This is a genomic window from Micromonospora sp. NPDC003241 (assembly GCF_053589795.1).
The window spans coordinates 117,672-139,811 of record NZ_JBSFSO010000015.1 but is presented as its reverse complement, the minus strand read 5'-3'; the positions used below and the strand labels follow the sequence as shown (position 1 = coordinate 139,811).

General features: G+C 71.5%; 23 protein-coding genes. 9 read left to right on the top strand and 14 right to left on the bottom strand.

The window, feature by feature from the left end; genetic code table 11:
* Positions 1-193: 193 nt before the first annotated feature.
* Positions 194-619: a VOC family protein gene (locus tag ACWDVW_RS15235; RefSeq protein WP_449948662.1), complete on the bottom strand. Its 426-nt coding sequence runs from the start codon at positions 617-619 to the stop codon at positions 194-196.
* Positions 595-1,167, bottom strand: coding sequence for a cob(I)yrinic acid a,c-diamide adenosyltransferase (locus ACWDVW_RS15230; RefSeq protein WP_449948659.1), 573 nt, complete (start codon positions 1,165-1,167; stop codon positions 595-597). The genes ACWDVW_RS15235 and ACWDVW_RS15230 overlap by 25 nt, the downstream gene beginning before the upstream one ends.
* Between ACWDVW_RS15230 and murA the strand changes: the two genes are divergently transcribed.
* Positions 1,166-2,608: a UDP-N-acetylglucosamine 1-carboxyvinyltransferase gene (gene murA / locus ACWDVW_RS15225; protein ID WP_449948656.1), complete on the top strand. Its 1,443-nt coding sequence runs from the start codon at positions 1,166-1,168 to the stop codon at positions 2,606-2,608. The genes ACWDVW_RS15230 and murA overlap by 2 nt on opposite strands.
* Positions 2,609-2,694: 86 nt before the next feature.
* Positions 2,695-3,543, top strand: a complete 849-nt coding sequence (locus ACWDVW_RS15220) for a 3-hydroxyacyl-CoA dehydrogenase family protein (protein WP_449948654.1) — start codon at positions 2,695-2,697, stop codon at positions 3,541-3,543.
* Positions 3,544-3,688: 145 nt separating this feature from the next.
* Here the strand turns inward: ACWDVW_RS15220 and ACWDVW_RS15215 are convergent, their stop codons facing one another.
* The 5 genes from ACWDVW_RS15215 to ACWDVW_RS15195 form a co-directional block, all read right to left on the bottom strand.
* Entirely contained in the window at positions 3,689-4,534 is an 846-nt protein-coding gene (locus ACWDVW_RS15215) for an ABC transporter permease (RefSeq protein WP_449948651.1), read from the bottom strand.
* Positions 4,534-5,439 (bottom strand): ABC transporter ATP-binding protein, encoded by a 906-nt coding sequence (locus tag ACWDVW_RS15210; protein ID WP_449948649.1) that lies wholly within the window; start codon positions 5,437-5,439, stop codon positions 4,534-4,536. The genes ACWDVW_RS15215 and ACWDVW_RS15210 overlap by 1 nt, the downstream gene beginning before the upstream one ends.
* Before the next feature lie 161 nt (positions 5,440-5,600).
* Positions 5,601-5,900, bottom strand: coding sequence for a DUF1540 domain-containing protein (locus ACWDVW_RS15205; RefSeq protein WP_449948646.1), 300 nt, complete (start codon positions 5,898-5,900; stop codon positions 5,601-5,603).
* 74 nt (positions 5,901-5,974) lie between these two features.
* Positions 5,975-6,418, bottom strand: a complete 444-nt coding sequence (locus tag ACWDVW_RS15200; protein ID WP_449948644.1) for an Rv0361 family membrane protein — start codon at positions 6,416-6,418, stop codon at positions 5,975-5,977.
* Between the two features lie 52 nt (positions 6,419-6,470).
* Positions 6,471-7,091, bottom strand: a complete 621-nt coding sequence (locus ACWDVW_RS15195) for a DUF4126 domain-containing protein (protein ID WP_350693139.1) — start codon at positions 7,089-7,091, stop codon at positions 6,471-6,473.
* 71 nt (positions 7,092-7,162) lie between these two features.
* On the opposite strand from ACWDVW_RS15195, the gene nucS reads away from it, so the two are divergent.
* Complete coding sequence (gene nucS / locus ACWDVW_RS15190; RefSeq protein ID WP_350692403.1) at positions 7,163-7,822, top strand: endonuclease NucS; 660 nt, start codon at positions 7,163-7,165, stop codon at positions 7,820-7,822.
* 54 nt (positions 7,823-7,876) lie between these two features.
* Here the strand turns inward: nucS and ACWDVW_RS15185 are convergent, their stop codons facing one another.
* Both ACWDVW_RS15185 and ACWDVW_RS15180 read right to left on the bottom strand, forming a co-directional pair.
* Positions 7,877-8,554, bottom strand: coding sequence for a methyltransferase domain-containing protein (locus ACWDVW_RS15185; RefSeq protein WP_449948641.1), 678 nt, complete (start codon positions 8,552-8,554; stop codon positions 7,877-7,879).
* A 102-nt stretch (positions 8,555-8,656) separates the two neighbouring features.
* Positions 8,657-10,153: an aldehyde dehydrogenase family protein gene (locus ACWDVW_RS15180; protein ID WP_449948638.1), complete on the bottom strand. Its 1,497-nt coding sequence runs from the start codon at positions 10,151-10,153 to the stop codon at positions 8,657-8,659.
* Positions 10,154-10,426: 273 nt separating this feature from the next.
* Here ACWDVW_RS15180 and ACWDVW_RS15175 point away from each other — a divergent pair, with 273 nt between their 5' ends.
* The 4 genes from ACWDVW_RS15175 to ACWDVW_RS15160 all read left to right on the top strand — a co-directional run bounded on the left by ACWDVW_RS15175 (position 10,427) and on the right by ACWDVW_RS15160 (position 14,612).
* Entirely contained in the window at positions 10,427-10,831 is a 405-nt protein-coding gene (locus ACWDVW_RS15175) for an FHA domain-containing protein (RefSeq protein ID WP_449948635.1), read from the top strand.
* 212 nt (positions 10,832-11,043) lie between these two features.
* A complete protein-coding gene (locus tag ACWDVW_RS15170; protein ID WP_449948690.1) occupies positions 11,044-12,765 on the top strand; it encodes a 3-hydroxyacyl-CoA dehydrogenase family protein in 1,722 nt (573 codons plus the stop codon).
* A gap of 398 nt (positions 12,766-13,163) precedes the next feature.
* Positions 13,164-13,490 carry a hypothetical protein gene (locus ACWDVW_RS15165; RefSeq protein ID WP_131052243.1) on the top strand — a complete coding sequence of 109 codons (327 nt, stop codon included), beginning with the start codon at positions 13,164-13,166 and terminating at the stop codon, positions 13,488-13,490.
* A 312-nt stretch (positions 13,491-13,802) separates the two neighbouring features.
* Positions 13,803-14,612, top strand: coding sequence for an alpha/beta hydrolase (locus ACWDVW_RS15160; protein ID WP_449948631.1), 810 nt, complete (start codon positions 13,803-13,805; stop codon positions 14,610-14,612).
* 79 nt (positions 14,613-14,691) lie between these two features.
* Here the strand turns inward: ACWDVW_RS15160 and ACWDVW_RS15155 are convergent, their stop codons facing one another.
* From ACWDVW_RS15155 to ACWDVW_RS15145, 3 genes are all read right to left on the bottom strand, one after another.
* The gene (locus ACWDVW_RS15155; protein ID WP_449948628.1) at positions 14,692-15,795 is read right to left on the bottom strand and encodes an AI-2E family transporter; all 1,104 of its coding nucleotides are present in this window, start codon (positions 15,793-15,795) and stop codon (positions 14,692-14,694) included.
* A 448-nt stretch (positions 15,796-16,243) separates the two neighbouring features.
* Positions 16,244-16,426, bottom strand: a complete 183-nt coding sequence (locus tag ACWDVW_RS15150; RefSeq protein ID WP_449948626.1) for a DUF397 domain-containing protein — start codon at positions 16,424-16,426, stop codon at positions 16,244-16,246.
* Positions 16,417-17,217, bottom strand: a complete 801-nt coding sequence (locus tag ACWDVW_RS15145; protein WP_449948623.1) for a helix-turn-helix domain-containing protein — start codon at positions 17,215-17,217, stop codon at positions 16,417-16,419. The genes ACWDVW_RS15150 and ACWDVW_RS15145 overlap by 10 nt, the downstream gene beginning before the upstream one ends.
* Before the next feature lie 280 nt (positions 17,218-17,497).
* On the opposite strand from ACWDVW_RS15145, the gene ACWDVW_RS15140 reads away from it, so the two are divergent.
* Together ACWDVW_RS15140 and ACWDVW_RS15135 are read left to right on the top strand one after the other, a co-directional pair.
* Positions 17,498-17,704 (top strand): hypothetical protein, encoded by a 207-nt coding sequence (locus tag ACWDVW_RS15140; RefSeq protein WP_449948621.1) that lies wholly within the window; start codon positions 17,498-17,500, stop codon positions 17,702-17,704.
* 17 nt (positions 17,705-17,721) lie between these two features.
* Positions 17,722-18,045 carry a hypothetical protein gene (locus ACWDVW_RS15135; RefSeq protein ID WP_449948688.1) on the top strand — a complete coding sequence of 108 codons (324 nt, stop codon included), beginning with the start codon at positions 17,722-17,724 and terminating at the stop codon, positions 18,043-18,045.
* 166 nt (positions 18,046-18,211) lie between these two features.
* Here the strand turns inward: ACWDVW_RS15135 and ACWDVW_RS15130 are convergent, their stop codons facing one another.
* Together ACWDVW_RS15130 and ACWDVW_RS15125 are read right to left on the bottom strand one after the other, a co-directional pair.
* A complete protein-coding gene (locus tag ACWDVW_RS15130) occupies positions 18,212-20,464 on the bottom strand; it encodes a hypothetical protein (protein ID WP_449948618.1) in 2,253 nt (750 codons plus the stop codon).
* Between the two features lie 176 nt (positions 20,465-20,640).
* Positions 20,641-21,912, bottom strand: a complete 1,272-nt coding sequence (locus ACWDVW_RS15125; RefSeq protein ID WP_350692385.1) for a DivIVA domain-containing protein — start codon at positions 21,910-21,912, stop codon at positions 20,641-20,643.
* Positions 21,913-22,140: the final 228 nt, after the last annotated feature.

Below are 22,140 nucleotides of genomic sequence, written 5' to 3'. Positions count from 1 at the left end.
CCACCCGCTCCGGGCGGTCAGGCTTGATCCCTGCGCGGGTGGGCTCCCCCGGAAACCTGACGTTCGGCAGGCCGGAGCGTTTGTAGCGGCTTCGGTGTGCTGCCCAGCGGGGGGTTCTCGGTCAGCGTGGCGGCTGGTCGCCGTTTGCGGCCCTGTCACGGCCTACAAGCTCCCTTTGCGTGACCTCGTGGCGCTATCGGTCCGGGGGGCTTGCGACTAGTTCTACCTCGTAGCCCTGGCCGTTGGTCAGGTAGGCGGCGTAGGTGTCGGGGCCGCCGGCGTGCGGGTGGCGGTCGGGGAACAGCAGCGTCCAGCCGTACTCGGGGGCCGTGGCGACCAGGCGGTCGACGGCGGCCGGTGAGCCGGCGTGGAAGGCCAGGTGGTTCAGACCGGGCGCGAGCCGGTCGTGCCGCCGCCCGGAGAGCGCGGGGGACTCCTCGAACACCAGGTACGTCGGGCCGAGCCGCCAGGACCGACCGGCCGGCCACTCCTGGAAAGGGGTCCAACCCAACTGGCCGAGGAGCCAGCCCCAACTGCGCATCGAGACGCCCAGGTCGGGTACCCAGACCTCCACGTGGTGCAGTGCTCCGAGCGTCAACGACCTCCGCCCGGAACCCATAGCACGTCTCCGTCCGGATTTGCCGTTCTTGCCAGAATAAAGAGTAGATCCGACAACCGGTTGAGATACTTTGCCGGGAGATGGCTGGTCCGGTCGGGGTCGTGTGCGACGAGGGCCCATGCCGACCGCTCGGCGCGCCGAGCGACGGTCCGCGCCGCGTGCAGCAGTGCCGCACCCGCGGTGCCGCCGGGGAGGATGAAGGAGTCGAGCTTGCTCAGGCGCCCGTTGTACTCGTCGCACCAGCCCTCAAGGCGCTCGACGTACTCCTCGGTCACCCGCAGCGGCGGGTACTTCGGGTCCGGCTCGACCGGGGTGGAGAGGTCCGCCCCCACGTCGAACATGTCGTTCTGGATCGACCCCAGCACCGCCCGCAACCCGTCGTCGAGCCCACCCAGGGCGAGCGCCACACCGATCGTGGCGTTGCACTCGTCCACGTCGGCGTACGCGGCGATCCGTGGATCGTTCTTCGGCACCTGCTCGTTGTTGCTCAGCCTGGTCATGCCGGCGTCGCCGGCCTTGGTGTAGATGCGCGTGAGGTGGACGGCCATGACGCACAGCCTACGGATACCGGACCTGACGATCCCGACCCGGCCGACGGCCGGTACGGGCTGGTCCAGCGGGGTCGGCCCAGGTGACGCGGGTGACGCGGCGGTCGCCGACGTCGACGTCATCCGGGTACGCGGCGGCGCCCGGCTCGCCGGCACCGTGCACGTGGTCGGCGCGAAGAACTCCGCGTTGAAGCTGATGGCCGCCGCGCTGCTGGCGCCGGGTCGGACGGTGATCACCAACGTGCCCCGGATCACCGACATCGCCATCATGGGCGAGGTGCTGCGCCGACTCGGCTGCGGCGTCCGCTTCGACGCCGACGAGCCGGTGGACCCGATGGTCGCCGTCGGCGGGGTGCCCCGGTCCCGCTCGGTCACCATCGACGTGCCGGAACAACCCGGCGTCGAGGCCGACTACGACCTGGTCCGTCGGCTGCGGGCCTCGATCTGCGTACTCGGGCCGCTGCTGGCCCGGCGCGGCTACGTCCGGGTGGCCCACCCGGGCGGCGACGCGATCGGCTCGCGCGGTCTGGACATGCACATCTCCGGGCTGACCCGGATGGGCGCCGACATCTCCGGTGAGCACGGTTTCGTGATCGCCTCCGCGCCGGACGGTCTGCGGGGCGCGGAGATCACGCTGGACTTCCCGAGCGTCGGCGCGACCGAGAACCTGGTCATGGCGGCGGTGCTGGCCGAGGGCACCACCGTGATCGAGAACGCCGCCCGCGAGCCGGAGATCGTGGACATCTGCACCATGCTCCAGCGGATGGGCGCGCTGATCGAGGGGGAGGGGACCTCCACGATCACCATCGTCGGCGTACCCCGGTTGCAGCCGGTCCGCCATGCCACGGTGGGTGACCGGATCGTCGCCGGGACCTGGGCGTTCGGCGCGGCGATGACCCGTGGCGACGTGACCGTGACCGGTCTCGACCCGGCCTTCCTGGAGGTCGCGCTGGACAAGGTGGTCGCGGCCGGCGGCCTGGTGGAGACGCGGCCGGACGCCTTCCGGGTACGCATGGACGACCGTCCCCGGGCGGTGGACGTGGTGACGTTGCCCTACCCAGGCTTCGCCACCGACCTGTTGCCGATGGCGATCGGGCTCGCCGCGCTCAGCGAGGGCGCGTCCCTGATCACCGAGAACATCTTCGACGGCCGGTTCATGTTCGCCAACGAGATGATGCGGCTGGGCGCGGACATCAAGACCGACGGGCACCACGCCGTGGTACGCGGGCGCGACCAGCTCTCCGGCGCACCGGTACGCGCCACCGACATCCGTGCCGGCGCCGGACTGATCATCGCCGGGCTCTGCGCCGACGGGGTGACCGAGGTGTCGCACGTGCACCACGTCGACCGGGGATACCCCGACTTCGTGGCCGACCTGCGGGCGCTCGGCATCGAGGTGGAGCGCGCCACCGCGCCGAAGGAACCCGAACTCACCATCTGAGCAGCGGCTCTCCCTCCTTAGCCGTCGTTCAGGCTCGCCGACTAGGGTGCAGGCAGACACTCGAAATCGCAGCGAGGGAGTATCAGATGGCGGGTCGACTCGCGGTCGTGGGCGCCGGGCTGATGGGCTCGGGCATCGCACAGGTGGCGGCACAGGCGGGCTGGCAGGTGGTGCTGCGGGACCTGGACGACGCGGCCACCCGGCGCGGTCTGGACGGCATCCGTACGTCGCTGGGCAAGTTCGCGGAGAAGGGCAAGATCTCCACCGACGACGCCGAGGCGGCGCTGGAGCGGATCACGGCCACCACCGACCTGGAGGCGACGGCCGACGCGGACATCGTGGTCGAGGCCGTCTTCGAGCGGCTGGAGATCAAGCACGAGGTGTTCCGCGCGCTGGACAAGATCTGCAAGTCCGACGCGGTGCTGGCCACCAACACCTCGGCCATCCCGGTCACCCAGATCGCGGCGGTCACCGAGCGGCCCGAGGCGGTCGTCGGCACCCACTTCTTCTCGCCGGTGCCGATGATGAAGCTCTGCGAGCTGATCCGGGGCTACAAGACCACCGACGCCACGCTCGACACGGCGAAGTCGTTCGCCGAGGAGATCGGCAAGACCGTGGTGGTGGTCAACCGGGACATCGCCGGCTTCGTCACCACCCGGCTGATCACCGCCCTGGCGATGGAGGCGGTCCGGCTGGTCGAGACCGGCGTGATCTCCGCCGAGGACCTGGACACCGCCTGCAAGCTCGGCTTCGGGCACGCCATGGGTCCGCTCGCCACCGTCGACCTGACCGGCGTCGACGTGCTGCTCAACGCCACCCGCAACATCTACACCGACACCGGTGACGAGAAGTTCTTCCCGCCGGAGCTGCTCCAGCGCATGGCCACCGCCGGCGACCTGGGCCGCAAGACCGGCCAGGGCTTCTACTCGTACTGACCGATTGAAAGGAGGGGTCCCCTGCTAACGCCTCGTGCATAGCAGGGGACCCCTTTTAACGGCGTCGCCCGTCGAGTGGCGTCGGGCTGTTAGCAGGGGACCCCTGCTCTACCGCAGGCGTTAATAAGGTGCCCTTCCTTGCACCTCAGCCGTCGCGGCGGGTGGTCCAGCGGAAGGTGGTCAGGCAGAGCACCAGGCCGATCACGCACCAGGCGCCCAGCACCAGCGCGACCCGGGTCAGCTCGAACGAGCCGCCCGGCTCGTTGGCGCCGAAGCTCTCCGGCAGGAAGACCGCCCGCAGCCCCTGGCACATCCACTTGAGCGGGAAGATGGCCGCCACCTGCTGCATCCAGCTCGGCAGGTTGGTGAAGACGAAGAACACCCCGGAGATGAACTGGAGCACCAGGGCGACCGGGGTGACCACGGCCGAGCCGCTGCGCGCCGTACGGGCCAGGGACGAGATCGCGATGCCGCAGAGGGTGCAGGCGGTGATGCCGAGCGCACTGACCCAGCCGAAGGTGATCCAGGCCGTCGCGGTCGTCGGCAGGGTCAGGTCGAACAGCAGCACCGAGACCGTGAGCAGCAGGGCGGTCATCACCGCGCCGGTCACCAGCACCATGATCACCTTGCCGGCGAACCAGACCCACTTCGGCATCGGCGTGCCCCGGTAGCGTTTGAGCACGCCCCGGTCCCGCTCGATCGGAATCCAGATGCCGAGGTTCTGGAAGCTGACCGTCATCAGGCCGGTGGCGATCATGCCGGTGATGAAGTACTGCGTGTAGCTGACGCCCTCGCCGAGGTCGCCGTCGAAGATCGACGCGAAGATCAGCACCATGATGATCGGGAAGCCCAGCGTGAAGACGACGGACTCCCGGCTGCGCAGGAACTGCCGGATCTCCATGCGGCCCTGGCGCAGGGCGAGCGCGGAGGGGCCGAGACGGCGGGTGGCGGGGGCGGCGACCGGGGCGTCCGGTCGGGTGGTGGTGGTCATCAGTGTCCGATCATCCGCAGGTAGATGTCCTCCAGCGTGGGCCGGGTGACGGTCAGGCCGGGCACCTCGCCACCGAACCGCGCGGCCAGCTCGGTCACCAGCGCCGTCGGCGTCGCGCTCTGCGCGCTCTCCGACGTGCCCTCCGGCGTACGCCAGGAGACCGTGGCCAGCGCCTCCTGCCGGTTGCCCAGTTCGGCGGGTACGGCGACCTCGACCAGCCGGCCACCGGCGATGACGCCCACCCGGTCGGCGAGCGCCTCGGCCTCGTCCAGGTAGTGCGTGGTGAGCACGATGGTGGTGCCGGCTGCGGAGAGGTCCCGGATCAGCTCCCAGAACTCGCGGCGGGCCTCCGGGTCGAAACCGGTGGTCGGTTCGTCGAGGAAGAGCAGTTCGGGGCGGCCGATGATGCCCAGCGCCACGTCCAGGCGGCGCTTCTGCCCGCCGGAGAGGGTGTGCGTACGGGCGGTGGCCTTGGCGGTGAGTCCGACCCGGGCGATCACCTTGTCCGGGTCGTCGCCGTCGGGGTAGAAGCCGGCGAAGTGGTGCACCACCTCGGCCACGGTCAGCTCGTCGAACTCGCCGGTGCCCTGGAGCACGATGCCGACCCGACCACGCCAGTCGCGCACCGAGCGGCCTGAACGGCCCGAGCGGCCCGGTGTGCGGGTGCCGCCCGACCGGGAGCCGTGGGCGAAGGAGGGGTCGGTGTCCAGTACGCGGACCTCACCGGCGTCGCGCTGCCGGTAGCCCTCCAGGATCTCCACCGTGGTGGTCTTGCCAGCGCCGTTCGGGCCCAGGAGGGCGAACACCTCGCCCCGGTGGACGTCGAGGTCCAGATCGGCCACGGCGACGTTGTCGCCGTACGCCTTGCGCAGGCCCCGGACGTGGATCGCGACGTCGTCACTCATGCCGTCAAGTGTGCGGCCCGCCCGGGTCCGCCGTCCGCACCGGGGGTGGTGGTTCCTCCCCGTCACGGGCGTGTCGGACCCGGGCGTCACCGTCGTCGTGCTGTGCGGTTCTGCACAATCCCGGGTCCGTCCGCCCGGCGGACGCCACCCGGGGCGGTGGATCAGCGGTGGCTGTACGTCATGCAGTCGGCCATGTCGGCGTCGGGGCCGACCTTGATCGCCGGGGCCTGGCACTCCAGTTGCGCGTTGTGCCGACAGTCGGCCCGCTGGCACGCGCCCACCTGGGCCACCTGGCCGTCGATTCCGGCGCGTACGGCCGGCATCTCGATGAAGGTGTGGCAGTGTGCGTGGTCCATGCTGCCGATCGTGATGGCGAAGGCGTTGCAGTCGCCGGTGTGGTTGTACGCGCAGGCGGACACCACACACTCCTGGACCCGGGGCATCTCCATCGCTGCGGTCATGACCCAACCTCCTCCGTTGAATTTGCCCTAATTTTAGGCTTTCGGAGGGTTCGTCAGGACCGGTTCGCCGATAGTCAGGGGCAGACTCGCCACTCGCCGTCCTCGCGGAGCAGGCTGATCGACTCGTTCGTCTCGCCGTTGGCCGTCTCCAGGCGTACCGAGGCGGTGCCGGTGGTCCGGCCGTTGTTGGTGGAGACCCGCATCCCGGTGATGTCGTACTCCACCAGTTTCGGCATCGCCTGCCGTTGCAGGGCGAACTCGTCCGCCGTGACCTGGTCGCGTTGCCGCTGGCAGAGACGGTCGTAGGCGCGCTGGTGGTCGCCGTCCCGGAGGGCGTCCAGATACTCGCCGGTGGTGCTGCGGGCCGGGCCGACCGCGTCCTGCACGGTCTGGTAGAGGAACCAGCCGCCGACCGCACCACCCAGGCAGCAGAGGGCGACGACCACCCCCACCACGACGAGCACGATCCTCAGCGGGCGGTTGTTGCGGGGCGGGACCGGAGGCGGGTGGTACGTCATGCAGGGCAGCGTAGATCCACTACGCAACCGGTCGGTCCCGCGTACCTGGGGATCAGACCCGGAAGCCGGCGTCCCGGGCAGCCTGGCGCTCGCGGCGTCGGTCCGCGCGTCGGCGCAGGAACCACGGCAGATAGAACGCGAACGCGACCAGGAACACCAGCACCAGCACCGGCAGCACGATCGCCACCAGGGACATCACCACGCTGGTCGCGTCCTCGGCGGTGCTCGCGACCGGGGCGCCGAAACCGGCCGTGGTCGCGTTGATGACCGGCCGCGCGGCGGACTTGAGCAGGTGTACGCCGAGCGCGATCAACACACCGACGATCACCGGCAACCACTGGCCGCCGTCGGCGAAGAAGCTGTCCGGGTCGCTGACCGTCACGGTCTCCGAGGCGGAGCCGGCACCGAAGGCCAGCCCACCGGCGGTCGGGCGGACCACCGTCTGCACCACGTCGTTGACGTGGTCCACCACCGGGACCTTGTCCGCGACGACCTCGACGACGAGCAGCACCGCGAGGATGCCCAGCACCCAGTCGTTGCCGAGCCACTGCCAGCCGCCGGGCAGGTCGATGACGCTGGTGAAACGGGCCAGCGTGCCCATCAGCAGCAGCGGGATGTAGGCGTTGAGCCCCGCCGAGGCGGCGAGGCCGGTACCGGTCAGTACTTCGAGCACCATCTCAGCATGGCACCGGCGCGCCAGTGCCGCTCGGCGGCGATGCCCGGGGTCTCCGCTACCCTCGTCGGGTGCGGTTGGTGATTGCGAAATGCTCGGTGGACTATGTCGGACGCCTCTCGGCCCACCTGCCGCCGGCCACCCGGCTGCTGATGGTGAAGGCGGACGGCTCGGTGTCCATCCACGCCGACGACCGGGCCTACAAGCCGTTGAACTGGATGAGCCCGCCCTGTCGGCTGGAGGAGGCGCCCGGGGTGTGGCGGGTGGTCAACAAGGCCGGCGAGGAGCTGCGGATCACCCTGGAGGAGATCTTCCAGGACACCTCGTACGAACTCGGTGTCGATCCGGGCCTGCGCAAGGACGGGGTGGAGGCGCACCTGCAGGAGTTGCTGGCCGCCAACCCGGAGACGCTGGGCGAGGGGTACACGCTGGTCCGCCGCGAGTACATGACCGCCATCGGGCCGGTCGACCTGCTCTGCCGCGACGCCGAGCAGGGCACGGTCGCGGTCGAGGTGAAGCGCCGGGGCGAGATCGACGGCGTCGAGCAGCTCACCCGCTACCTCGAACTGCTCAACCGTGATCCGCTGCTCGCCCCGGTGGCCGGCGTCTTCGCCGCGCAGGAGATCAAGCCGCAGGCCCGGGTGCTCGCCCGGGATCGCGGCATCCGGTGCGTGGTCGTCGACTACGACCGGCTGCGCGGCATCGAGCGCGACGAACTGACCCTCTTCTGACGGTCGGCCCGGAACTCCCGGGGCCGCCGCCGGTCCTGCGGTGTGTCCGCGCGGTCAGGTGGTGCGTTGGCGGGGGATCGTGGTCCGGACCGCGATCAGCGACTTGGGCAGGCCGCCGACCCGTTCCACCAGGATGCGGGACTGCGGGAAGTAGTGCCGCATCTGGGACCGGTCCAGCAACTCGGTCCAGAGCACCTGGTGGATGGCCGCGTCGTGGGTGTGGGTGGCCTTGTGCCCGAGCGGCCACCGCCGGGCGACCGCGGTGCGCAGACGTACCGGCAGGAACTGCATGCCCGGCGCGATCCAGTGCGGCTCGATCGGGAAGTAGCGGTACGGCGTCTGCACCCAGTGCCGCTCGGCCAGCGTGTGCACCGCCTCGGCGAACCGCAGCCGGCGCTCGTGCCCACCCACGTGTTCCAGCACCGAGTTGGAGAAGACCAGGTCGTAGCGGCGCCCGGTGATGTGGGCCGGCAGGTCGCAGGCGTCTGCCTGGTCGACCTCGGCCCACTCGGGCACGTCGACGGCGGGTCGCTCCAGATTGACCACGTGTACGCGGGCCGGCCGGACGGCCGCACGGGTCCACGTGCCGAGGCGTCCACCAAGGTCGATCACGTGCATCTCGGACAGTCGGGGAAACGTCCGGACCAGCCATTCGGCGCGGCGCTGGCGTTGCCGCGCGGCCCATGAGCCGTCCTTGTCCACGAGATGGAATCGCAATCGATGGGGGCGCATTTAACGGAATGTACCGTCGCGGCTACCGAGGCTAAACCTCTGTCCCGTATCGAAGCTGACGATGATCGGCTTTCCGACAGTGGCGGGTTCCGGACCCCGCGCTCACCTGCCGTAGAGCATCTTGACCGCTTTGACGAGACGGGCCACGTCAGCGGGGGTGCGGTCGAACGTGGTCGAGGGGAGCAGGGTCCGGCCCCGGCGACGGGTCACCGCCTTGGCCCGCCCGAACTCGCGCAGCCCGTCCTCGCCGTGGATGCGGCCGAACCCCGACTCGCCGACCCCGCCGAACGGCAGCGTGGACATGCCGGCGAAGGTGAGCGCCGAGTTGATCGACGCCATGCCGGAGCGCAGCCGGCGGGCGATCGCCACCGCCCGACGCCGCCCGAAGACCGAACCGCCCAGACCGTAGGGCAGGGCGTTGGCCCGGGCGAGCGCCTCGTCCGCGTCCCGGACCCGGTTCACGGTCAGCGTCGGGCCGAAGGTCTCCTCGCGTACGGCGGTGGAGTCCTCCGGCACGTCCACCAGCACGGTCGGGTGCGCGTACGGCGGCCGTACCGCGTCCCGTCCGCCCAGGGCGGCGCGCCCGCCCCGGGTCAGCGCGTCGTCGATGTGCCGCCGGATGACGTCGAGCTGGCTGGGCATGGTGATCGGGCCGACGTCGGCGTCGTCCGGGCCCACGGTGAGGCGGCCCGCACGCTCGACCACCTTGTCCAGGAACGCGTCGAAGACCGGCTCCACCGCGTAGACCCGCTCGATGCCGATGCAGGTCTGCCCGGCGTTGGTCATCGCGCCCCAGACGGCGGCCTCGGCGGCGGCGTCCAGGTCGGCGTCGGTGTCCACGATCATCGCGTCCTTGCCGCCGGCCTCCAGCAGCACCGGGGTCAGCGACTCGGCGCACGCGGCCATCACCTTCTTGGCGGTCGCCGTGGAGCCGGTGAAGGCGAGCTTGTCGACCCCGGACCGGCACAGCGCCGCGCCCACGTCGGCGAGGCCGTGCACCGCGCTGAACACCGGCTGCTCGGGCACCACCTCGGCGAACGTGTCGACCAACCACTGGCCGACCACCGGGGTGTACTCGCTCGGCTTGAGGACGACCGCGTTGCCGGCGGCCAGCGCGTACGCGGCGGAGCCGATGGGGGTGAAGACCGGGTAGTTCCACGGCCCGATCACCCCGACCACCCCGTACGGCTGGTACTCCAGGTGGGCCGAGAACTCGGCCAGGATGAGCCGGGAGCGGACCCGACGGGCGCCGAGCACCCGGCGGGCGTTGTTCGCGGCCCAGTCGACGTGCTCGACGGCGGACACGATCTCGACCAGCGCGTCGGCGACCGGCTTGCCGCCCTCGGCGTGGACCAGCTCCGCAAGCGTCTCCATCCGCTGCGCGAGCAGTCGCCGCCAGCGCAGCAGACGCTCCCGTCGCCCGTCGAAGCCGAGTCCGGCCCACCACAGACCGGCGGCGCGGGCACTCGCGACGGTGCGCTCGACGTCCACGACGGTGGCGACCGGTACGCGGCCCGCCTCGTCGCCGGTGGCCGGATTGGTCGAGATCAGGTGGTGGCCCTCGATCATCGGGGTGCCGGGGCGGTGGACAGCCGTCATGGCGGAAGTCTAGACCTGAATATTACTCACAGGTAGGGGAGTGGTGCGGGGCTCAACGCACTGGGCGGCGGATGGTTGAATCGGACTGAGCAGCAGTTTTCGCCGGGAGGCCGGCGCCCTGTCCACCGAAAGGGCCGAACGGAAGGTGTCCGGCCGGTTACTCGGTGATGACTGGCCGGGTGGTGGAGGTGGCCGCCCGGTGGTGGCAGGCTGACGCGGGGGTGGCCGCGCGGGGTGGAGGTCCGACTGTCCATGGAGGAATATCCGCAACTGATGCCGCTGCTGACAGTGGCCGCCGGACCCATGCGTGGGCTCGGGTTCCGGCTGCGTCGCCAGCCGCAGGTGATCGGCCGCGACCCGGCGGTCGACATCGTCGTGCACGACCCGCACCTGAGTCGTCGGCACGCCGAGATCTGGCTGGCCGGCGAGGGAGTGTCCCTGGTGGACCTCGGCTCGACCAACGGCACCTGGGTGAACGAACGTCGGATCACCGAGCTGACCCGACTGAGCGACGGCGACGTGATCCGGATCGGACGTACCGACCTGCGGTTCTTCGACCCGGGCGTGGCCCGCACCGACCCGGTGGGATTCAGCTTCGGGGTGCCGCGTCAGGAGCGGCGACCGACCCTGCCGCTGCCGGCCGCGCCCGCCACGCGCGCCATCACCGGCGGCTCCTGACCTGTGCGCCCGGCCGCTGACCTGAGCCCGAACGCCGACCTGTGCCCGGCGCGGTGACAAACCCCACCGCGTCTGGACAGGCCCGCGCCACGTGGCAGACTCGCGCGCATGACCTGAGCGACCGTTAAAGTCCGGTCGCCGGTTCCGCGGACAAGGGGAGGCCGGGCGTGGCGCGCGAGTTCACCAGCGTGGGTGTGGTGGGTCTGGGCACCATGGGTGCCGGCATCGTCGAGGTCTTCGCCCGCAGCGGCGTCGACGTGGTGGCCGTCGAGATCACCGACGACGCCCTGGACCGTGGCCGCGCCACGCTGACCCGCTCGACCGACCGGGCCGTGGCCAAGGGCCGACTCGCCGCCGCCGACCGGGACGCCCTGCACGGCCGGGTCACCTTCGCGGTTGGGCTGGACGCCCTGCACGCGGTCGACCTGGTGATCGAGGCGGTGCCCGAGCGCCTCGACCTCAAGCGACGGCTCTTCGCCGACCTGGACCGGATCTGCAAGCCCGGGGCCGTCCTCGCCACCAACACCTCCTCGTTGAGCGTCACCGAGATCGCGGTCGCCACCGGCCGGCCCGAGCACGTCATCGGCATCCACTTCTTCAACCCGGCGCCGGTGATGAAGCTGGTCGAGGTCGTGCGTACGGTCGTCACCGCCGACGACGTGGTGGCCGACGTGGAGGCGCTCTGCGCGCGACTCGGCAAGGTCGACGTCACCATCGGCGACCGCGCCGGGTTCGTCGCCAACGCGCTGCTCTTCGGCTACCTCAACCACGCCGTCACGATGGTCGAGGCTCGCTACGCGACCCGCGAGGACATCGACGTCGCGATGAAGCTCGGTGCCGGACTGCCGATGGGCCCGCTGGCCCTGATGGACCTGATCGGGCTGGACACGTCGTACGAGGTCCTGGACACCATGTACCGCCGGGGCGGCCGGGACCGCCGCCACTCCCCGGCGCCGCTGCTGCGGCAGATGGTGACCGCCGGACTGCTCGGGCGGAAGTCCGGCCGGGGCTTCTACACCTACGAGCGGCCCGGCTCGTCGCAGGTCGTCCCCGACGCGCAGACGCCGGCACCGGCGGGGGAGCCACCCACCGACCCGGTACGCACCGTCGGGGTGGTCGGAGCGGGCGCGTCAGCGCACCGACTCGTCGCGGTCTTCGCCGCCGCCGGATACCAGGTCGTCGCGGTCGGCCCCGAATCCGGTGACCCGGCGACGGCCGGCGCGGCGGTGCGGACCGCACTGGACGAGAACGTGGCCCAGGACCGGCTCGGCGAGGCCGACCGCGACGCCGCCCTCGACCGGATCACCTGGTCGACGGCGTCGACCGAGCTGGCCGACGTCGACCTGGTCGTCGAGGCGGTGGCCGACGACCTCGACGTCAAGAAGGCACTCCTCGCCGAGGTGGCCGCAGTCTGCAAGCCGGGCACCGTGCTGACCACCACCACCTCCGTGCTGCCGGTGATCGACCTGGCGATGGCGACCGGGCGTCCGGACGACGTGGTGGGCCTGCACTTCGTCCACCCCGGTGCGGCGACCCCAGTCGTGGAGATCGTCCGGACGATCCGAAGCTCGGTGGCGGCCGTCGACACGGCGCGGGCGGTCTGCGCCACGCTGGGCAGGACCGGGGTGGTCTGCGACGACCGGGCCGGTTTCATCGTCGACGCGCTGTTGTTCCCGTACCTCAACGACGCGGTGCGGATGCTGGAGGCTGGGTACGCCGGCACCGACGACGTCGACCACGCGATGAAGCTCGGCTGCGGCTACCCGACCGGACCGTTCGCACTGCTCGACGCGATCGGCCTGGACGTCGCGCTGGCCGTGCAGCGGCGGTTGTACGGGGAACTGCGCGATCCCGGCTTCGCCCCGGCTCCACTGCTGGAGCAACTGGTCACCGCCGGTCACCTCGGCGACCGCACCGGACGCGGCTTCCGCTGACCTTCCGGTGGACCGAGGATAGCCTGCGACCGTAGCGACCGCTTTCTGCTGCTCACGCTGGTCACCTGCCGAGTCGAGTCGGCACGCGGATCGCGGCCAGAAGCGGGCATGCGAACCGCCTTGCTCAGGCCCAGGCTGTCGCCTCCACCGCAAGATCACGCTCGATCCGGGATCGAGTGGTCATCGTCGCGCTCGGATACCACTCGATCCCGGATCGAGCGTCAGCTTCCGGTGACGACAACGCCGGCGGCCGACGTGTCGAGGCTCGCCGCAGACCCGCCGGTCCTATCGCCGGTCGCTCCTGTTAACGCCTGGGGTATAGGAAGGGTCCCCTCCTAACAAGCAGCCCCCGCCGGGCGACGAGAAGCACGGTGCCACCCGGCCTTACGCTGGGTGACGTGAGCCCTCGTCGCAACCGTCCCCGCCGTGACGATGACACGCGTCTGGACGCCGAACGTGCCCGGCACGGAGTCGCCTCGGTGCAGCAGTGGCGGGACGGCGATTGGCAGGTACGCGCGATCAGCGGCGGCGGGTCGACCAAGACGTACCGCTGTCCCGGCTGCGACCAGGAGATCCGGCCCGGCGTGGCGCATCTGGTCGCCTGGCCGGCCGACGACCGGGGCGACCTGACCGACCGGCGGCACTGGCACACCGGCTGCTGGCGCGCCCGGGACCGGCGGACACCGGGAATCCAGCGCGGCCGCAGCGCCCCCCGCCACGGCTGAACGCCGCCCCGCCCATCGCGCGGTCCGCCCATCGCGAGTTCGGCCCGGCACCCGCCGCTACGGATGAACGCCGGCCCGCCGGCTGGGCCTGCCCGCCCGCTGCCGGCCGCCCGTCGAATCGAGGATGCGGGTGAGGACGCCGGCGATGAGGGCTTCGCGGGTGTCGTCTGCGCGATACACCGCCACCCCAGGTGGCTACGCGCCCAGTAGCGGGACGCCGAGGTGCCGAGACGCGGGCCGTCCGGACCCGCCTTCCGGCGATCTTTGTCACCTGGCCGGGCGGCAGGGACGGTGGGACGGGAGGATGGAGGGGTGAGTGCACCCATTCGCGCGTCGTCGATCCTGCCCGGTCGCCGGGAGGACATCGAGCTGCACACCGCGGACGGACTGCGGCTGGTCGGTGAGCTGGCCCGCCCGGTCGACCGCGAGCCGGTGGCCACGCTGGTCTGCCTGCACCCGCTGCCCACCCACGGCGGGATGATGGACAGCCACGTGTTCCGCAAGGCCGCCTGGCGGCTGCCCGCGCTGGCCGACCTGGCCGTGCTGCGGTTCAACACCCGGGGCACCAGCAGCGTACGCGGCACCAGCGAGGGCAGCTTCGACTCGGCTGTCGGCGAGCGGTACGACGTGGCCGCCGCCATCGAGTACGCCGAGTTCCACGAGCTGCCGAACATCTGGCTGCTGGGCTGGTCGTTCGGCACCGACCTGGTGCTCAAGTACGGCGGTGACCCGGCCGTGTCCGGCGCGGTCCTGCTCTCCCCGCCGCTGCGCTTCTCCGAGGCGGCCGACCTGGCCCACTGGGCGGAGTTCGGCCGACCGCTGACCGCGTTGGTGCCGGAGTTCGACGACTACCTCCGCCCCGAGGAGGCCCGCGAGCGGTTCGCCGCAGTGCCGCAGGCCGAGGTGGTCGGGGTACCGGGCGCGAAGCACCTCTGGGTCGGCGACGCCGAGACGGTGCTGGACGAGGTGGTCCGGCGGGTCAACCCGGCGGCGTCGGTGCCGCTGCCGACGACCTGGGACGGCCCGATGGAGACCGGCGACGCCAGCGCGTACGCCGACCGTACGGTGGCCGCCTTCGCGGACATCCCGGTCACCGGCCCGGAGCAGCGTCGCGCCGACTGACCCCCGGGTCCCACCTGTCGGCCGGTGCGGCACTCGCGCGGCGATCCCGCCGGTGGCGACGACGCGAGCCCGCTGGTGGTCAGCGGCGGTCCTGGCGGGGGATCACCACCTCGCGGAGGACGATCTGGATCGCGGCGACCGTCGGGATGGCGATCAGCGCGCCGATCACGCCGAGCAGCGACACCCCGAGCAGCGCGGCGACCAGCGCCGCCACCTCGTTGACGTGCACCGACCGGCGCATGATCTTGGGGTAGAACAGGTAGTTCTCGATCTGCTGATAGATCACGAAGAACACCACGCAGGCGATGCCGACGGACGGTTCGGTGGCGAACCCGACCAGGCTGACGACCACCGCGCCGAGCGTCGCGCCGATCTGCGGGATGAGATCCGTGATCGCCACGACCACGGCGAGCGCGAACGGATAGGGCAGGCCCACCGCGAGCGCGAAGACGAAGGCGGCGACACCGGCCAGCACGGCGATGGAGAGCGCGCCGACCATGTAGGCGCCGACCTTGGTCAGCATCTCGTCGCCGATGAGCTGCACCCGCTCCCGGCGCGAGCGCGGCACCAGGGCGTACGCGAGGTCGCGCATCCGGTCGAAGTAGACCAGGAAATAGATGGTCAACACCAGCACGGTGAGCACCCGGAAGATCGTGCCGAAGAGGAACTGGGCACCACCGAGCACGCCGCCCAGCGCCCGCCCGACCACGTCCGCGCTGGCCAACTCCTGCGCCCGCCGCATCAGGTCGAAGCGTTCCACCAGGTCGTTGACCGTCTCGTTGCGGCGCAACGACTCCAGGTAGCTCGGCAACTGGTCGATGAACTGGGTCAACTGGGTCAGGATCGGCGGCACCAGGGCCAGTACGCCCCCGCTCAGCAGCGCGACCACGACGAGCGCCACGATGGCCACGGCCAGGCCGCGCGGCACCCCCCACGACCGCAGGCGGACCACCGCCGGGTGCAGGCCCACCGCGAGGAACAACGCGATGACCACCAGCACGACCATCCCGGCCGCGTTGCGCAACCCCAGATAGACGGCGTACGCGAGCAGCACGCCGAGCGCACCGGTGAACCCGACCAGGAAGCTGTTCCGCCGTAGCGGCCGCCCCGGTGTACCGAACCGACCCGCCTCCGCTCCGGCCGGACCGTCCATTGCCCCCGAGGCCGACGTTTCCCTGGCCATCTGGGCAGTCGACGGGCTTTCGTGGTCGGAGCTCACCGCCATCGCCCTGGGCCGCCCCGCCGCAGGCTGTTCCCCATCACGCTGGCCCGCTCGGGGCTGTTCCCTGTCGTCCTGGCTCGCGCTGTCGTGCTGACCCACCCCTGGTTGCTCACGTTTGGGTTGCTCACGTTCGGGCTGCTCCGGCCCGTCCTGCGCCATTCGGTCTCTCCCCGCTCTGGCCCGGGCTGATCGCTGCCTGAGCCGTGTCGGTCCCGCCCGGCCTCGGTGGCCGTCGGGTCCTGCTCGGCAGGGTAATGCGGGGTCGGCGGACCGAGCCAGCAGATGCGTCGTATCGGGGGCTGCTGATCCGCCCGACCGCTCGTGGGCCGGGATGACTCGACCAGGTCGGTGGGGCTTTGCTGCTGGTCACCGCCCCGCGCGGTCGCTCACCCTCGCGGTTGCCTCCGGCTCAGTGTTGTTTGACCTGCCGGATGAACGAGCGCCAGGTCTGCGGGGCGAACGCGAGCACCGGGCCCTGCCGGTCCTTGCTGTCGCGGACCGCGACCACGCCGGGCAGGTTGTCGGCCACCTCCACGCAATTGGTGTTGCCGCTGCGGCTGGCGGTGCGCCAGGTCGCGCCGTTCAGGTCCATGACTTCGCCACCCTGTCGAGGAGTTCGATCGACTGCTGGCGGGACAGTGCCTCGTTGCGCACCGTCTCCCAGCGCGCCAACAGCGTAGCCAGGTCCGCCTCGCTGTCGGTCGGCGTGGCGGTCAGTTGGTTCTCCATGATCGCCACCCAGCCGCCGTCCTCGCTGCGGGCCAGCGAGAACGGCCCGGAGAGCCCGATGTGTACCCCGACACCGAGCGGGATGACATTGATGCTCACGTTTGGTCGCGCAGCAGAGGCGATCAGGTGCTCGATCTGGTGCACCATCACCGGCCAGAAGCGTTCCTCCCGCCGGTGCAGGACGGCTTCGTCGACGACCGCGATGAGCTGCGGCGGCTCCGGCAGTGTGAGGATGCCCTGCCGATCCAGCCGGGCGGCGACCCGCCGGTCCACCTCCTCGTCGCTGAGCAGGTCGTCGCAACGGATCACCGCGCGGGCGTAACCTTCGGTCTGCAACACGGCCGGGATCAGCATGGGCTCGAACACTCGGAGTTGCCGGGCCATTCGCTCAGCGTCCAGCCACGGCAGGAACCACGAGGGCTGCCCCTCCCGCTCGGCGATCCGCAGCAACGCGACCAGCAGCCCGCCGGAGCGCAGCACCTCGTCGGCGCGGGCGAGCAACGACCGGTCGTACGGCCGACTGCCGGTCTCGACGGCCGAGACCATCGACGGTGAGTAGTGCACCTGCTTGCCGAACTCCTCCTGGCTGAGCCCGGCGGCCACGCGCAGTCGGCGAAGCTGCGCCCGGATCAGGTCCGCCGTCGTTCCCTCCACAATGCCTCCACAGTCTCAGCCCGAGGAACACTCGGAATTGTCCGTCGGGGACAGGACTTCGCAGAGGTACGACGACCAGCCTCGATGCCTTCCGACAGTAGTGGCTCGCTCAGCAGACTGTCAGCCATGCCGGACTGGTTCGTTGCCGAGGGGGCGCGGGCTGGTCCAGGCCGGGGCCGCCCCCGCCTTCCCCCGCGTGGGCGGCCCCTCCCGCAGTCCTGGCCACATCCGGCGTCGCGTCAGCAGCAGATGTGTCCAGACTTTCCCGAGGGAGGTCGATGTGCGCAGCAAGTGGTACCAGTGCCCGACGGTGATCCTGCCGGTCCTGCCGCACCGTCGCCGGGACACTCACCTGCCCGGCTGGACGGAGCAGCCGACCCAGCCGCTGCCGCGCCAACACGCGGGCCGCCCCGGCCGGCTCACGCCGGGCCAGTGGTGGCGGGCGACCGGCAGCCGACAGCGGCGTACGCCGGGTGACCAGGCGTGATCACCACGCGCCTGCCCATGCCGGGCGACGGCCCCCGTCCCGAGCGTCCGCGACCCGTCGGCAGTCGGCCCCCGCACACCCCGTTACGACCGACCTGGTGCTGTCGCGCCGATGGGCAGCCCTGGCCCTGCGGGGAGGCGCGACTGCTGCTCCGGCTGGAGTACGACGGCAACAGCGCCGGCCTCACCATCTATCTGGCCGGCCTGATGTACGAGGCGATGCGGGACCTCTACCACCTCAACCCGCACGACGGCCCGGCACCTCGGGTGCTGTTCGACCGGTTCGTCGCCTGGGGAGCGTCCCGTCGACCGGCCGCGCACCGCCGTCCCGACTCACCCTGACCGTCGGCCGCCGTAGCCCGTCCCGAGTCCGCCTGATCGTTGGGGGCCGTGACTCCGCACCGAGGCCGCTTGGCCGACGGCCGGTGGCGTCGCTTCGTCCCGAGTCCGCCTGGTTGTGGGGCGTCGTCGGTTCGTCCCGTCCGCCTGGCCGTCGGGCGCCGTTGTCTCAGTCTGAGGTGACCTTGCTCGGCTTGGCGCTGCGTTCGTCAGTGGTCGGCTTGGTCGGGCGCTTGCCGTTCTCGCCGGTGCTGGTGATCTTCGTCGGGGTGGCGTCCCGGCCACCCGCCCCCGGCACGGCCGCCACCGTCGGCTCGCCGTCCACACCGGCGCTCGCCGTGCTGCCGTCGACCGAGGTCGGCTCGGTGGCCGGCTTCGCCGTCGCGTCCTCGACCGTAGTGACCGGCTCCGCCATCGGCTTCGTCGCCGGCCCGTCGTCGCCGGTGGTCGCCGGCTTCGCGGTCGGTCCGTCGTCGCCGGTGGTCGCCGGCCTCGATGCCAGGCCGTCGTCGCCCGCAGGTTCGGTGGGCCTGGTGGCGGTGTCGGCCGAGCCACCCGGGCCGCTCGCCGCGCCGACGACGCTGTTGCTCGGGCGGCTGCCGTTGACGGCGACCGGCGCCGTGGCGGAGGAAGAGGTGGTGGCGGAGGCGGCCATCGCGGCAGCTGGGGCGGAGGCGGCCACGGCGGCGGGAGTACCCGGACCGTCGGGGCCGGTCGCCGCCGTGAGCCGCAGGTCGAGCAGCTTGCGCTGTAGGTCGTCGGACTCCTGCCGGGACTTCCAGGTCTCCTGACGCAGGTCGGCGAGCTGCTGCTGGGCCTTGGCGATCTCCAGCATCACCTGGGCGAGCTGCTGGCGGCTCGCCGCCGCCTCCTGCTGCGTCGCGGCCAGGTGCTGCTGCGTGGTGGCCAGGTGCTGCTGGGTGGTGGCGGCGTACTCCTCGAACTGGCGTCGGGAGGAGGCCACGTACTCGTCGGCTTCGCGACGGGCGGTGGTGACGTGCTCGTCCGCCTCGCGGCGAGTGGTGGTGGCGTACTCGTCGGCTTCCTGGCGCTTGTCGGCCGCCTCGGTCCCGGCGTCGCGCAGCAGCGCGGTGGCCCGCTCCTTGGCCTCGGCGCGCACCGTGGCGGCCTCCTGCTCGGCGGCCTGGCGGATCGCGTCAGCGCCCTGCTCGATCTCATTCTTCCGGGTGGTGTACTCCGACTCCAGCTCGGCGCGGCGGGTCTCGAAACCCGACTCCAGCTCGACGGTACGGCCCTGGTACTGCTCGTCCAGCTCGGCGTTGCGGGTCGTGAACTGCTTCTCCAGCTCCTCGCGACGACTGGTGAACTCGCGCTCGGCGGTCGCCCGCCGCTCGGTCAGCTCCCGGTCCGCCGCCTCCCGCCGGCCGTTGACCTCCTTCTCCACCCCGGCCCGCCAGGCGCCCAGTTCCTGCTGCGCCTGAGCGCGGGCGTGCTGCACGTACGCCTCGGTCTCGGTGCGCATGCGCTGCGCGTACGCCTCGGTCTCCGTGCGGGTGCGTCGGGCCGCCTCGGTGGTCTGCGCGGTCAGCCGCTCGGCCTCCTGGCGGGCCTTGTCGCGCGTGGCGCGGCCGGCCATGGCGGCGTCGTCGATGATCTGCTTGGCCTCCTGCTGGGCCTTGGCGTGCGTGGCGCGACCGGCCTCGGTGGCCTGGTCGACCAGGCGCTTGGCCTCCTGCTGCGCCTTCGCGTGCACCTCCTTGGCCGCGTCGCGGAGCTGGGTGGCCTCCTGCTGGGCGGTCGCGTGCACCTCGCGGGCGGCCTCCCGCAGCTTGGCCGCCTCCTGCTGGGCCCGGGTGTGGATCTCCTTGGCGGCGTCGCGGAGCTGGGTCGCCTCCTGCTCGGCCTTGGCCAACGCCTCCTGGGCGGCCTTGCGCAGCCGGGCGGCCTCCTCGCGGGCGGCCCGGGCAGCGGCCTCGGAGTCCGCCTTACGGGCGGCGGCCTGCCGCTCCTCCTCGGCCCGGCGGGTGGCCAGCGCGATCTCGAAATCCTTGAGCGCCTTGGCGGCCTCCGCGCGCGCCTCGTCGATGATGTGCTCGGCGGTGGCCCGTCGTGCCTCGATCTCCTCGTGGGCGGCACCGAGGATGTCCTCGGCCTGCTCCTCGGCGAGCGCCAGGATCTGCTCCACCCGGGGACCGAGGTGGCGGAACGCGGCACGGTCGACCACGCCGACCTGCTTGCGGACCTGGGCGAGGTCGCGCTGGAGCACCTCGACCTGACCGGCCAGCTTGTGGATCTGGGTGTAGGCCTGTTCCCGTTCGGCCGCCAACGCCGCGATCTCGTGCTCTGCACGAGCAACGTACCGGTCGACCTGCCGTTTTTCGTATCCTCGCAGGGCGGACTCGAAGCTGGGCTCCGTGGTCACGTCCCCGCCGAGGGAGAACAGTTCCTCGCCGTGCGACATGCTCCCATCCTCACACGCAACGGCGACTCCTGGGGCGATACGGACGCCCCGGTTGGGACCTACTTCACGTGCTGGGACGAGCGGTTGCGAACACGTCCCGCACAAGCAGGGCGGCGCGGGGTGGCACCGTCACCCGGTGTCACCCCGCGCCGTCGATCATGCCCCGCGCCGCCGGATCAGCTGGTGGTCTCCGCAGCGACCTTGTCGTCGGACTCGTCGGCCTTCTTGGCCGCCGGCTTGTCCGCCGCCGCGGCGGCGTTCGCGTTGTTCGGTACGCCCGGAACGATGCCGGCCAGGCCGGAGAGCATCTGCCCGAGCTGCGAGGTGACGGCGTCCTTCTGGCGGGTGAGGTCCTCGACCTCGCGGCGGGCCGCCTGGGTGGTCAGCTCGGCCTCGGTACGCGCCTCGTTGAGCAGACGCTGCGACTCGGCGCGGGCCTCGCTCAGGGTCCGCTCGGAGAGCGCCTTGGCCTTCTCGACCGTCTCGGTCGCGTTGCGCTCGGACTCGACCCGACGGGCCTCGGCCCGCTGCTCGATCTCCTTGGCCCGCTCCTGCGCGGCCCGGGCCCGCTGCTCGGCCTCGCTGACCAGCTTCTGGGTCTGCGCGACCTGGGCGGCGTGCCGCTCCGACTCCTCGCGCTCGGCCTTCTCCCGCCGCTCGGCGAGCTGCAGCTCCAGCGCCTGGAGGTCCTTGTCGCGCTTGTCGCGGGCGTCGGTGAGGAGCTTGGTCGCCTCGGCGCGCTTCTCCTCGGCCTCTCGGGCCGCCTTGGCCCGCTGCTGGGTGATCTCCCGCTCGGCGGTGGCCCGGAGGGTGGCCACCTCCCGCTCGACGGTCGACTTCAGCTCGGCGACCTCGTGCGCGGTCACCGTACGCAGCTGCTTGGTCTCCCGCTCCGCGTCGGCGCGCAGCGTGTCGGCCTCCCGGCGGGCCTGCACCCGCGCCTCGGCCGCCTCGCGCTCGGCGGCGGTGCGGACGTTGCCCGCCTCGCGCTCGGCGCTGGCCTTCATCGCGGCGGCCTCGGCACGGGCCTTGTCGGTGATCTCCCGCGCCTCGAGGCGGGCGGCGGAGAGGATGCCCTCCGACTCGCGCTTGGCCTCGTTGCGGTGGTCGTTGGCCTGCTCCTCGGCGAGCCGGAGGATCTGCTCGACCCGGGTGCCGAGACCGGACAGCGTCGGGCGGCTGTTCTCCTCCAGCTGCTTGCTGGTGTCGGTGAGCTTCTGCTCCAGGGCGGTGAGCCGCTGCTCGGACTGCCGGAGCCGGCGCTGGGCGTCGTTGAGCGCCTGCTCGGCGTCGGCGCGGTCCTTGTTGGCCTGGCTCAGCGCGGCGTTGAGCCGGCCGATGAAGTCGTCGACCTGACCGGTGTTGTATCCGCGCAGGCCAACCGTGAAATCGGGCTGCGAGTTCGCGTTATCGAAGAACGCGAGAGGGGAGGACTGCTGCTGGGGCATTGGGACATACTGGCAGACCCCCCGGGGTGCTTCGCAAGAGCGTGCCGCCCTTTGCCGTCCTCATTACATGGTCAACTCGACAGGGTGCCGGACCGCGGGGGGAAGTGGCGATCTTGCCAGCTCCGAGGCGAGCGCGAAGGCACGCAGCGTGAGGCGGAAAAGGGGACCGGCGTCCTTATGTTTCCAGCCGCCCCGTCTCACTCGAATGGGTGTCGGCGTGCCTCTGGG

What these genes read in the sequence shown, in the direction of transcription:
- ACWDVW_RS15235 (WP_449948662.1), bottom strand. Translation starts at nt 619, where the DNA reads ATGGGTTCCGGGCGGAGGTCGTTGACGCTCGGAGCACTGCACCACGTG.
- murA (WP_449948656.1), top strand. Translation starts at nt 1,166, where the DNA reads ATGACGCACAGCCTACGGATACCGGACCTGACGATCCCGACCCGGCCG.
- ACWDVW_RS15230 (WP_449948659.1), bottom strand. Translation starts at nt 1,167, where the DNA reads ATGGCCGTCCACCTCACGCGCATCTACACCAAGGCCGGCGACGCCGGC.
- ACWDVW_RS15220 (WP_449948654.1), top strand. Translation starts at nt 2,695, where the DNA reads ATGGCGGGTCGACTCGCGGTCGTGGGCGCCGGGCTGATGGGCTCGGGC.
- ACWDVW_RS15215 (WP_449948651.1), bottom strand. Translation starts at nt 4,534, where the DNA reads ATGACCACCACCACCCGACCGGACGCCCCGGTCGCCGCCCCCGCCACC.
- ACWDVW_RS15210 (WP_449948649.1), bottom strand. Translation starts at nt 5,439, where the DNA reads ATGAGTGACGACGTCGCGATCCACGTCCGGGGCCTGCGCAAGGCGTAC.
- ACWDVW_RS15205 (WP_449948646.1), bottom strand. Translation starts at nt 5,900, where the DNA reads ATGACCGCAGCGATGGAGATGCCCCGGGTCCAGGAGTGTGTGGTGTCC.
- ACWDVW_RS15200 (WP_449948644.1), bottom strand. Translation starts at nt 6,418, where the DNA reads ATGACGTACCACCCGCCTCCGGTCCCGCCCCGCAACAACCGCCCGCTG.
- ACWDVW_RS15185 (WP_449948641.1), bottom strand. Translation starts at nt 8,554, where the DNA reads ATGCGCCCCCATCGATTGCGATTCCATCTCGTGGACAAGGACGGCTCA.
- ACWDVW_RS15180 (WP_449948638.1), bottom strand. Translation starts at nt 10,153, where the DNA reads ATGACGGCTGTCCACCGCCCCGGCACCCCGATGATCGAGGGCCACCAC.
- ACWDVW_RS15175 (WP_449948635.1), top strand. Translation starts at nt 10,427, where the DNA reads ATGCCGCTGCTGACAGTGGCCGCCGGACCCATGCGTGGGCTCGGGTTC.
- ACWDVW_RS15170 (WP_449948690.1), top strand. Translation starts at nt 11,044, where the DNA reads ATGGGTGCCGGCATCGTCGAGGTCTTCGCCCGCAGCGGCGTCGACGTG.
- ACWDVW_RS15155 (WP_449948628.1), bottom strand. Translation starts at nt 15,795, where the DNA reads ATGGCCAGGGAAACGTCGGCCTCGGGGGCAATGGACGGTCCGGCCGGA.
- ACWDVW_RS15150 (WP_449948626.1), bottom strand. Translation starts at nt 16,426, where the DNA reads ATGGACCTGAACGGCGCGACCTGGCGCACCGCCAGCCGCAGCGGCAAC.
- ACWDVW_RS15135 (WP_449948688.1), top strand. Translation starts at nt 17,722, where the DNA reads ATGCCGGGCGACGGCCCCCGTCCCGAGCGTCCGCGACCCGTCGGCAGT.
- ACWDVW_RS15130 (WP_449948618.1), bottom strand. Translation starts at nt 20,464, where the DNA reads ATGTCGCACGGCGAGGAACTGTTCTCCCTCGGCGGGGACGTGACCACG.
- ACWDVW_RS15125 (WP_350692385.1), bottom strand. Translation starts at nt 21,912, where the DNA reads ATGCCCCAGCAGCAGTCCTCCCCTCTCGCGTTCTTCGATAACGCGAAC.